Annotated in this window: 11 protein-coding genes; 2 read left to right on the top strand and 9 right to left on the bottom strand. The window is 49.4% G+C overall.

Going from position 1 to position 9,538, the window contains the following annotated elements:
* Positions 1-57: 57 nt before the first annotated feature.
* Entirely contained in the window at positions 58-690 is a 633-nt protein-coding gene (locus tag B0181_RS02770) for a trimeric intracellular cation channel family protein (protein ID WP_078275965.1), read from the bottom strand.
* A 208-nt stretch (positions 691-898) separates the two neighbouring features.
* Between B0181_RS02770 and B0181_RS02765 the strand changes: the two genes are divergently transcribed.
* Positions 899-1,195, top strand: coding sequence for a 4a-hydroxytetrahydrobiopterin dehydratase (locus B0181_RS02765; protein WP_078275964.1), 297 nt, complete (start codon positions 899-901; stop codon positions 1,193-1,195).
* A gap of 110 nt (positions 1,196-1,305) precedes the next feature.
* Here B0181_RS02765 and parC read toward each other — a convergent pair whose 3' ends face one another.
* From parC to B0181_RS02735, 6 genes are all read right to left on the bottom strand, one after another.
* Positions 1,306-3,540, bottom strand: a complete 2,235-nt coding sequence (parC, locus tag B0181_RS02760) for a DNA topoisomerase IV subunit A (RefSeq protein ID WP_078275963.1) — start codon at positions 3,538-3,540, stop codon at positions 1,306-1,308.
* A 182-nt stretch (positions 3,541-3,722) separates the two neighbouring features.
* Entirely contained in the window at positions 3,723-4,058 is a 336-nt protein-coding gene (locus B0181_RS02755; protein WP_078275962.1) for a YqfO family protein, read from the bottom strand.
* Between the two features lie 104 nt (positions 4,059-4,162).
* Positions 4,163-4,879, bottom strand: a complete 717-nt coding sequence (purC, locus tag B0181_RS02750; RefSeq protein WP_078275961.1) for a phosphoribosylaminoimidazolesuccinocarboxamide synthase — start codon at positions 4,877-4,879, stop codon at positions 4,163-4,165.
* Positions 4,880-4,945: 66 nt separating this feature from the next.
* Positions 4,946-5,221: a hypothetical protein gene (locus B0181_RS02745; RefSeq protein WP_078275960.1), complete on the bottom strand. Its 276-nt coding sequence runs from the start codon at positions 5,219-5,221 to the stop codon at positions 4,946-4,948.
* A 99-nt stretch (positions 5,222-5,320) separates the two neighbouring features.
* Positions 5,321-6,226 carry a 4-hydroxy-tetrahydrodipicolinate synthase gene (gene dapA, locus B0181_RS02740; protein ID WP_078275959.1) on the bottom strand — a complete coding sequence of 302 codons (906 nt, stop codon included), beginning with the start codon at positions 6,224-6,226 and terminating at the stop codon, positions 5,321-5,323.
* A gap of 149 nt (positions 6,227-6,375) precedes the next feature.
* Complete coding sequence (locus B0181_RS02735) at positions 6,376-7,905, bottom strand: Do family serine endopeptidase (protein ID WP_078275958.1); 1,530 nt, start codon at positions 7,903-7,905, stop codon at positions 6,376-6,378.
* Positions 7,906-7,975: 70 nt separating this feature from the next.
* Between B0181_RS02735 and B0181_RS12025 the strand changes: the two genes are divergently transcribed.
* Entirely contained in the window at positions 7,976-8,122 is a 147-nt protein-coding gene (locus tag B0181_RS12025) for a hypothetical protein (RefSeq protein WP_158078924.1), read from the top strand.
* Here the strand turns inward: B0181_RS12025 and B0181_RS02730 are convergent.
* Positions 8,115-8,612, bottom strand: coding sequence for a DUF4760 domain-containing protein (locus B0181_RS02730; protein ID WP_115338086.1), 498 nt, complete (start codon positions 8,610-8,612; stop codon positions 8,115-8,117). The two genes, B0181_RS12025 and B0181_RS02730, sit on opposite strands and share 8 nt — an antisense overlap.
* Before the next feature lie 132 nt (positions 8,613-8,744).
* The gene (gene tmk, locus B0181_RS02725; RefSeq protein WP_078275956.1) at positions 8,745-9,371 is read right to left on the bottom strand and encodes a dTMP kinase; all 627 of its coding nucleotides are present in this window, start codon (positions 9,369-9,371) and stop codon (positions 8,745-8,747) included.
* Positions 9,372-9,538: the final 167 nt, after the last annotated feature.

Below are 9,538 nucleotides of genomic sequence, written 5' to 3'. Positions count from 1 at the left end.
TGGGGATGGTATCTACAAACCAAACCCTTCAAACAATATTTTCACACAGCCCCCAAATTACCGCCCCAATTTCAGCTGCAAAGATGGCAAATGCCAATCAAAGCGCACCGCCAGCATTCGCACGCCAAAAATCGTCATCAAAGTCAGCGTCTCGGTGATGTGTGTCGGCACCGCCAGCCGCTCCAGCCCAAGATACAAAAGCGAACCAATGATGCTTGCACTGATGTAAATCTCTTTTTGTAGCACCAGCGGAATTTCATGGCAAATCATATCACGCATGATGCCGCCTGCAATGCTCGTCATCACCGCCATCAGCATGGCAATCAAAGGGTGTGCGCCCAGCGACAACGCCACCGTCAGCCCAATCACACTAAATGCCGCAAGCCCAACAGCGTCAAAAAACACCAACGTCCACGCCACACGCCGATACGCCCCAAAAAACACTTGGCACAGCAAAGACGTGGCGGTAATCACGATGACGTAATTTAAATCCGTCATCCAAAACAGCGGATGGCGACCCAACATGACATCTCGAAGCGTCCCGCCGCCGATGGCGTTCACCATAGACACCAAAATACAGCCGAAAAAATCAAAGCGTTTGTGCAGCGCAAGCGTCGTCCCTGCGATGGCGCACGCCACAATCCCCACCATATCCAGCAGATAAATGGCAAAATCAGGCGTAAAATTCATGGGCAGTCCTTGTGATGTTGGGCGTTTGGCTTGTGAAATCGTGATGGTGAAAGCCAGTGCGACTTGAATATGCGTGCGTTAAAATTGGTGCGGTCAATATTACCACAACGCAGCGCGCAGCGGTGAAATTTCACCTGTAAAAAACGCACACAAAGCCTTGAAATGTGCTAAACTATCGTCAATTTCAACCATTCATTCAAGGAAATTTATGAGCAGTCTTACCGCAGACCAAGTCGCCTTACAGCTTGACACCCTGCCAAACTGGCAACAAGACGGCAACAGCTTGATTAAAACTTACCAATTCGCCGATTTTGCCACAGCGATGGCATTCATCATGCGCGTGGCGTTTTATGCCGAAAGTCTAGAGCATTACCCAACGTGGGAAAACTATTTTAACACCGTCAAAGTGCGCATTGGCGATGCCAAACAAGGCGCAGTACAAAGCCGTGATGTGCAGCTTGCCAAACGCATGGAAAGTGCTGCGGCTGGATTTACCGCCCAGTGATTTTATCTCAGATTTTAGGCTGATGACTGAATCTTAGATTTATAAACAAAACCACCGCTTGACGATTCAGGCGGTGATTTTTTATGCAAACGATAAGTTTGTCTGACAAATCAGCTTTCGGCAGGCGTTTGCACCGCAAGGCTTGCCACATTCCAAAAGCCTTTTGGCAATCTGCCGCCACGCGTGGCTCGCTTAGCTTGATAATTGACAAGGTCGGCAGGTTTTAGCGTCAGCGTGCGCTTACCAGCTGCCACCACCAAGCTGTCATTATCCGCAAAACTTGCCACCGACACCAGCGTTTCGCCATCTTTTAAGGTGATGATTTTGTTGCCTTTACCTTTTGCCAAAGTCGGCAAATCTTCAAGCGCAAACACCAGCAAATAGCCTGCGCTGCTTGCTGCTGCCACCCAGCGATGCTCAGCCTGCACGCTCGCCACTGGCAAAAGCGCCGCACCGCCAAGCGTGATGATCGCCTTGCCTGCTTTTTGGTTGGTCTCAAGTCCTGTGGTCGCACTCACAAAGCCATAGCCTGCCGCACTTGCCAGCAGTAAGTTTGGCGCTTGGCTGACGAACACCAGCTGCTCAAGCTGCACGCCTTGGCTTGGCGATAGCATACTGGTAATCGGCTCACCCTGCCCGCGCGCACTTGGCAAATTCACCGTATCCAGCGCATAGCTGCGCCCTGCACCATCAAGCAAAATCAGCTTTTCGTTGGTCTTGCCAAAAGCGTGCGCCTGATAGCCATCGCCAGCACGGTAGTTGAGCGCGGCTGCGTCCACATTATGTCCTTTGGCGGCACGAATCCAGCCAGCTTTTGACAAAATCACCGTTACAGGCTCGCTCGGCACAAGATCGCTTGCCTTAATCGCCGCCGCTTCACTGCGCTCCACCACAGGCGAACGGCGCTCATCGCCATGCGCTTTCATGTCTGCACTCAGCTCATCAATCATCAAAGCGGTCAGTTTGTCAGCATCACCAAGCAAACCAAGCAGCGTCTCACGCTCAGCTTCTAGACGGTCGCGCTCGGCATTAAGCTCGATTTCTTCTAGCTTGGCAAGTTGGCGCAGCTTGATGTCTAAAATCGCATCGGCTTGCACGTCCGTCAAGCCAAAACGACTCATCAGCTCAAGTTTTGGGTCGTCTTCTTCACGAATGATACGAATCACTTCGTCAATGTTCAGATACGCTATCAGCAAGCCTGCCAAAATATGCAGACGCTTTTCAATCTTCTCAAGGCGATGATTCAGGCGGCGCGTTACCACCATGCGGCGGCTCGTCAGCCATTCAGACAGGATTTGTTTTAGGTTTTTGACCTGTGGCTTGCCATTTAGCCCAATCATGTTCATATTCACACGATAAGTGGTCTCAAGATCGGTGCTGGCAAACAAATGCCCCATGATTTTTTCAATGTCGTGCTTGCCTTTTTTAAGCTCAATCACGATACGACAAGCGTTTTCGTGGTCGGTTTCATCATTGGCGTCCACCACCCACGGCAATTTTTTGTCGTTCATCAGCTTGGCAATCTGCTCAAGGATTTTATTGCCCGACACCTGATACGGCAGCGCGTCAATGACGATGGTGTTTTTATCCTTGTCGTCCACATGATAAGTGGCACGCATTTTGTAGCTGCCCTTGCCCGTCTCATACATGGCGACAAGCTCGTCTTTTGGCGTGATGATTTCAGCGCGCGTTGGCAAATCTGGCGCAAGCACAGTCGTGGCAAGCTGCTTGACGCTCAAATCAGGATTTTTCAAAAGACGAATGGCAGCTTTCACCACTTCGGTCAGATTGTGCGGCGGAATGTCGGTCGCCATGCCCACGGCAATGCCCGTTGTACCGTTTAATAAAATGTTCGGCAAACGTGCAGGCAGCGTAACAGGCTCAGACAAAGAGCCATCAAAATTATCCTGCCAATCCACCGTGCCTTGCTCAAGCTCCGCCAAAAGCGTGTTGGCGTAGTTGCTCATTTTCGCTTCGGTGTAGCGCATGGCGGCAAAGGATTTTGGGTCGTCTGGACTGCCCCAGTTGCCCTGCCCTGTAATCAGTGGATAACGATAACTAAAGGGCTGCGCCATCAATACCATCGCTTCATAGCACGCGCTGTCGCCATGCGGATGGTATTTGCCCAGCACATCGCCCACCGTGCGCGCGGACTTTTTGGGCTTGGCGGTGTGGCGCAAACCCAGCTCGCTCATAGCATAGACGATGCGCCGCTGCACAGGCTTTAGCCCATCGGCAATGTGCGGCAAAGCACGATCCATGATGACGTACATGGCATAATTTAGGTAGGCTTGCTCGGTAAATTCGGCAATACTGCGAGTGTCTAGTGGGTCGGTGGTGTTCATGCGGTTTGAAAATTCATTGATTTGGTAAATGCACCATCATACCAAAATTTACCAAGTTTATAAAGATTTTGGGCGCAGCTTGGCAAGCAAAACCACCCAAAATAAAAATCAAAAACACCCAAAACTTATCGTCTTAGGTGTTTTTGGATGTTTTTATGCGCCTGATGAATGGGCAAAGCCAATCACCAATCGTCTTCTACGTCCACCGTCTGAAAAACTTCATAAGCTGGCACTTCATAAGGGTGCGCTTCTTTATAAGCACGCACCACATCGTACAGCTTGTTTTCAGGGACAATCATTTCCACTTTCCATTCAGACACTTCGCACACTTCGCCAATCGTGCCGACAGTCGGATTTGCGCCTTCTAATGGCTTGAACTGCCCACGCCCCAGCGTCTGCCAAGAACAATGCGAATATTTACCAAAATGCCCTGCGCCTGCGTCAAACATGGCGTTTTTTACTTTTTCTAGGGCGTCTTCAGGAATGTAAGCAACGATTTTATAAGTTTGAAAATACATAATTTATGACGGTTGTTGATGTCTGGTTGCGCAAGTTTGGCGTGCGGCAATGTTCCACATGAAACAGTGCAATCGCAAACCAAACCTGCAAGTCTTACTGGCAATCAGTCTTCTAGCGGCACACCAATGCGCAGCGCCACTTCTTCGTAGCCTTCTACCACGCCGCCTAGACCTTGACGGAAGCGGTCTTTGTCCAGTTTTTTCTTGGTTTCTTTATCCCACAGACGGCAGCCATCTGGTGAAAATTCATCGCCCAGCACCACTCTGCCGTGGAACAAGCCAAATTCCAGCTTGAAATCCACCAACATCAAGCCAGCATCGTCAAACAGCTTAGACAGCACTTCGTTCACCTTGTGGGTGATGGCGTGCATTTGTGCCAACTCATCGCTTGTGGCATAGCCCAGCGCAATCGCTGTAGATTCTGACAGCATTGGGTCGCCAAGTTTGTCGTCTTTATAAAACAGCTCATAAGTCGGCGGCAATAGCGGCAAGCCTTCTGCCAAACCCAAACGCTTCATCAAGCCGCCTGCTGCAAAGTTACGCACCACGCACTCCACAGGAATCATTTTTAGGCGTTTTACCAGCACTTCATCTTCAGACAGCTGACGCTCAAAATGCGTCTCCACGCCTGCTTCGGCAAGTTTTTGCATGATGAAGGCATTAAAGCGGTTGTTCACCTTACCTTTGCGGTCAAGTTGCTCAATTTTCTCACCGTTGAACGCACTGGCATCATTGCGAAAATGCAAAATCAGATAATCTTCGTTGTCGGTTTCATAGACAGATTTGGCTTTACCAGCGTAAAGCAGAGCTTGTTTTTCCATAGTAATCTCAACTATATAGGACAATGCAAAAGCGAGCCGTACAAGCTCGCAAGGATTTGATGAAATCTATCGGCGCACCTGTGGCGGCTTTGGCAATTCGTACTGCTTGCCTGCTTCGTTGGTCAGCTGTAGCTGATTGTCGCCCACAGTTGGCGTGGTATACAGCGGCACAAACTCCGCGCTTTGTTGGTTGGCAGGCAATAAAATCGGCTCGGCTTTTTTGCTGGACAGATAATCCAAACTGCCGTTATCACGCTTGCCCAAAAAGCCGCTCACCGTGCTGCAACCTGTCATCACGGCAAGCACCGCGCCCAAAATCGCCACTTTGCTTAGGTTTTTCATAATATTCTTTGTTTTTGGTTGATTTGGTTTTATCAGTTTGGCAAATCGCCATGCAACTGATACAAATTTTCGCTAAATCCGTTTAATTTTCAATCGGTTTTAAATCAATTTTGCCTTTGCCAACGACTCATCAATCAGCGCATGGTATTGCTCAGACAGCCACACCAGCGGCAAGCGAATGCCTTTATCAATCTTGCCCATGCGGTGCAGTGCGTACTTGGTCGGCTGTGGACTGGCTTCGCAGAACAAATCTTTGTGCAAATGCTTGATGGTGTCGTGCAAGGCGTTTGCTTCGTCAAATTTACCTGCCAACGCCAGCGAAAACACGTCTGCCATCACACGCGGCGCAACGTTTGCAGTAACTGAGATGTTACCACGCGCGCCATATTTCACCAGCTCAAGCGCCGTTGGATCATCGCCTGACAGCACCACGATGTGATCTGCCACTGCGTCAATCAGCGCACGTCCGCGCGCCAAATCACCTGTTGCGTCTTTGATTGCCACGATGTTTGGAATCGTCATCAGACGCTCTACGGTCTGCTGCGCCAAATCCACCACCGTGCGCCCCGGCACATTGTACAAAACCTGCGGAATGTCCACCGCTTCGGCAATCGCCTTATAATGCTGATAAATGCCTTCTTGTGATGGCTTATTATAATAAGGCACGACCAAAAGCGCCGCATCCGCACCTGCGTCTTTGGCTTCAGCGGTCAGCTCAATGGCTTCGGCGGTGTTATTTGCGCCAGTACCAGCGATGACTGGCACACGTCCGTTCACGCATTTGACAAAAAAGCGAATCACTTTGTCATGCTCGTCCATAGACAGCGTGGCAGATTCGCCAGTCGTCCCCACTGCCACCAGCGCGTGCGTGCCTTGGGCGATTTGCCAGTCAATCAGTGCCGCCAGCGTGTCATAATCCACCGCACCATCAGGCTTCATTGGCGTGATGAGTGCAGGAATTGAGCCGTGAAGTTTGCTTTTAATGTCTTGGTATGCGTCTGCCATGATAACCTACTTAGGCATATCTGCCCATAAATTTTAAACCATTCTCCCTAGTTTATCACACTTGCGATAAATTTTGATGATTTTTTGGATTTATTTTCATCAATTCTTAAGTGGATTTGGCTGCTGTCGCACGTTTTTTATCACAAGACTTATTCAATGCGCAAACCAATGATGGCAGGCGTACCTTGACGAATCAGCTGCACAGGCACTACGCCTTGTTTTGGCAAGGTTTTGATGATGGCTGCCACGTTTTGGGCGTTGGTGGTTGGGTGATTATTTAGACCCAAAAGCACATCGCCTGCGGCAATGCCAGCACGCGCCGCAAGACCCATCGGGTCTACAGACGTTACCAGTACGCCACCTGCTGCGCCCATGCTCGCCAAGGTGCGCTGCTCAGATGCGCTAAGCTCACGCATTCTTAGCCCCAAGCGCACGCCATCGCCTTGGTTTTGCTCGGCTGACACATCGCGCGGCGCTTCGGTAAAGCCGCCTTGCACATTCATGCTTTGCCCAGCTCGCCACACCGTCATATTAAAGACATCTTCTGGCTGAGCGCGGTTTAAAAGGTTGAGCAAATCTGCCGCCATACTGATGGGTTTGCCGTTAAAACTTAGCACCACATCGCCTGTTTTTAGCCCTGCTTTGGCAGCTGGCGAATCAGCAGCAATGCGAGTAAGCAGCGCACCTTGCGGCTTGTCAAGTCCATAAACTTCCGCCAAATTACGATCCACGTCTTGCACGGTAATGCCCATATAAGCACGAATCACCTTGCCGTGCGCCTTGATTTGCTCATAAATGTGCATGGCAGCATCAATCGGAATGGAAAACGACAGCCCCATATGTCCGCCTGTGCGGCTAAAAATCAAGGAATTGACCGCCACCACATCGCCATTTTTATTAAACAGCGGCCCGCCAGAATTGCCGGGATTGAGCGCCACATCGCTTTGGATAAAAGGCACAGCCGCTTCACGCGTAACGTTACGCGACTTTGCCGACACAATGCCTGCCGATGCTGAATAATCAAACCCAAAAGGCGAACCGATTGCCAGCACAGGCTCACCGACCCTAACATCGTCTGCAGTGTTTAGCGTCAAGGCAGGGAAATTCTCGCCTGCCACTTTTAGCACGGCAATGTCCGATGGCTCATCAGATCCCACCAGCACTGCGTCCAGCTCCGTACGGTCAGACAGCGTTACCGTAATGCGGTCAGCGCCATCAATGACGTGGTGATTGGTCAAAATATAGCCGTCTTTGGTGATGAAAAATCCTGTGCCATAAGCGTGCTCCAGCGCAGGCGTTGCGTCTGGCAAATTGGCGCGATCGCCCAAATACTGCCGCAGCATTTCCACCGCCTGCGCACGCGCCATCTCTTCTTCGCTCACACTTTTGACAATGCTGATGCGCACCACACCCGGGGAAACTTGCGCTACCAAATCGCTAAAATCCATCGCTTGTGCGGCGTGCGCCTGCGTGGCAAATAACGCACCTGCGCCCAAACTTACGCCCAGCGCACCGCTTAGCACGCCTGCGCCCAACAGATTTGCACTTAGCAAATTTGCGCTTAGCAGGCTTGCGCCCAATCGCTTGGCAAAACGTTTGGGCAAGCTCTTGTCAAGCTCTGCCGCTGATGTGTGATTTGGGTTGTTCGTCTTTGAATGAGTTGCCGTGTACTGCGTCATTTGTCATCGCTCCTGCCAATCTGTACAAATCTTTATAATGAAAATGCGTCTTACTTAGAATTAAACTAGTATGCAAAAAAGCAAAGTTACCGTCAAGTGGCTTTTGCGTGGCAAAATCTTGCTCGGCTGTGCGAAAGTTACGCTTGTGTTGCTTGGAGTGTGGCGGATTGCGGGTGGTTTGGCGATTTGGGAAAATAAAAAACGCAAAATCATCTAATTTTGCGTTTTTTCAATGGCGTATTTTCCCACTTTGTCGCCAGATATTCAAATTCTTGAAATATGGTCTGATTATTTCTTGCACGGCGCAGCTCATAAATGAAGGCTTTTAGATTATTCCAATCTCTTAAAAACATAGAATAACTAAAACTCTTATACATTTTTTCGTGCAAAGCACCGCCAATCACGCCAGCTGAAATAAACTCTCTTTGGTTTAATAGCTTGATAATGTGTTTGCGATTTTCAAAATTTTTATCATCATCTGATGCGTAAACCGCAAAAATATGCCCTTTAATCTTTGCCATCTCGTTGATTTGCGTGATGGCTTCTTGCAAGGCGATGTCATTGCGTTCAGCCATGATTAAATCAATCGTGGCTTTTTTCTTGGCGTTTTCTGTATTGTTCCAGATGGTAAAAGCAGCAACAAAAACACCGATAGCTGTCAGTATCGGTGTCGCCATGCTTAAAAAATCAACTGTCGTGTTAGTCATTACCATCCCAACCATCGCTTAGGCTGGCTTTTTGCATAATCACATTATAAATCATAATAACTCCTTTTTATGCAAATCATCTTATAACTACTCTCGCCTTATAATAAAGATAAAGTCATAAAAAGTCAAGTTTCACACCCCCAAAACCGCCACCATCTGTGCCAGCACATCATCAGGCGCACCGCTTGCGTCAATGCGGTGGATTCTGTCTGGATTGGCGGCAGCTTGGGTGGCAAACCCTGCACGCACTCGCTCAAAAAAGGCGATTTCTAAGGCTTCGAAGCGGTCTTTGGCGCTGCGTTTGGCGGCGCGCTCCATGCCAATTTGCACATCCAAATCCAGCCACAACGTCATATCAGGCAAGCGCGGCACGAAATGCTCGCTCAGCGCGGCAATCTTTTTTAAAATCGCATCATCACCATGCTCACGCCCATAGCCCTGATAGGCAAGCGTGCTGTCCAAAAACCGATCACACACCACCCACACGCCTGCATCAAGCGCAGGCAAAATCGTCTGATGTAAATGATCTGCACGCGCGGCAAACATCAAAAGCAGCTCAGTATCCACATTGATGGCAGTGTCAGGGTCAAGCAAAAGCGCGCGCAACTTCTCGGCAAACGCACTGCCGCCCGGCTCACGCGTACGCACATAGCGAATGCCTTTTGCGTCTAAATATTGGCACAATTCATTGATGGCGGTGGTTTTGCCCACGCCTTCGCTGCCTTCTAAGCTGATGAATTTGGCGCAAGATTGGCTCATGGCTGATGTCCTGTGATGTGAAATTGGGTCATTGTATCATATTTGCGCTTGGCAAATTTCAGGCTTAGAAAAATTCTCCCAAAATTAGGCGCAATGTAACCAAACTGTCGTCAAATTTTTTTATGCTTGCTTTTAAATCACTTTTTCAAACCTTCATTTTATAGTAA

Origin of the sequence: Moraxella caviae, assembly GCF_002014985.1 — a bacterium.
Lineage (GTDB): Bacteria > Pseudomonadota > Gammaproteobacteria > Pseudomonadales > Moraxellaceae > Moraxella > Moraxella caviae.
This window is presented reverse-complemented; position numbering and strand designations above follow the sequence as displayed.

Coding starts and splice junctions, on each gene's coding strand:
- B0181_RS02770 (WP_078275965.1), bottom strand. CDS start 690: ATGAATTTTACGCCTGATTTTGCCATTTATCTGCTGGATATGGTGGGG.
- B0181_RS02765 (WP_078275964.1), top strand. CDS start 899: ATGAGCAGTCTTACCGCAGACCAAGTCGCCTTACAGCTTGACACCCTG.
- parC (WP_078275963.1), bottom strand. CDS start 3,540: ATGAACACCACCGACCCACTAGACACTCGCAGTATTGCCGAATTTACC.
- B0181_RS02755 (WP_078275962.1), bottom strand. CDS start 4,058: ATGTATTTTCAAACTTATAAAATCGTTGCTTACATTCCTGAAGACGCC.
- purC (WP_078275961.1), bottom strand. CDS start 4,879: ATGGAAAAACAAGCTCTGCTTTACGCTGGTAAAGCCAAATCTGTCTAT.
- B0181_RS02745 (WP_078275960.1), bottom strand. CDS start 5,221: ATGAAAAACCTAAGCAAAGTGGCGATTTTGGGCGCGGTGCTTGCCGTG.
- dapA (WP_078275959.1), bottom strand. CDS start 6,226: ATGGCAGACGCATACCAAGACATTAAAAGCAAACTTCACGGCTCAATT.
- B0181_RS02735 (WP_078275958.1), bottom strand. CDS start 7,905: ATGACGCAGTACACGGCAACTCATTCAAAGACGAACAACCCAAATCAC.
- B0181_RS12025 (WP_158078924.1), top strand. CDS start 7,976: ATGCAAAAAAGCAAAGTTACCGTCAAGTGGCTTTTGCGTGGCAAAATC.
- B0181_RS02730 (WP_115338086.1), bottom strand. CDS start 8,612: ATGACTAACACGACAGTTGATTTTTTAAGCATGGCGACACCGATACTG.
- tmk (WP_078275956.1), bottom strand. CDS start 9,371: ATGAGCCAATCTTGCGCCAAATTCATCAGCTTAGAAGGCAGCGAAGGC.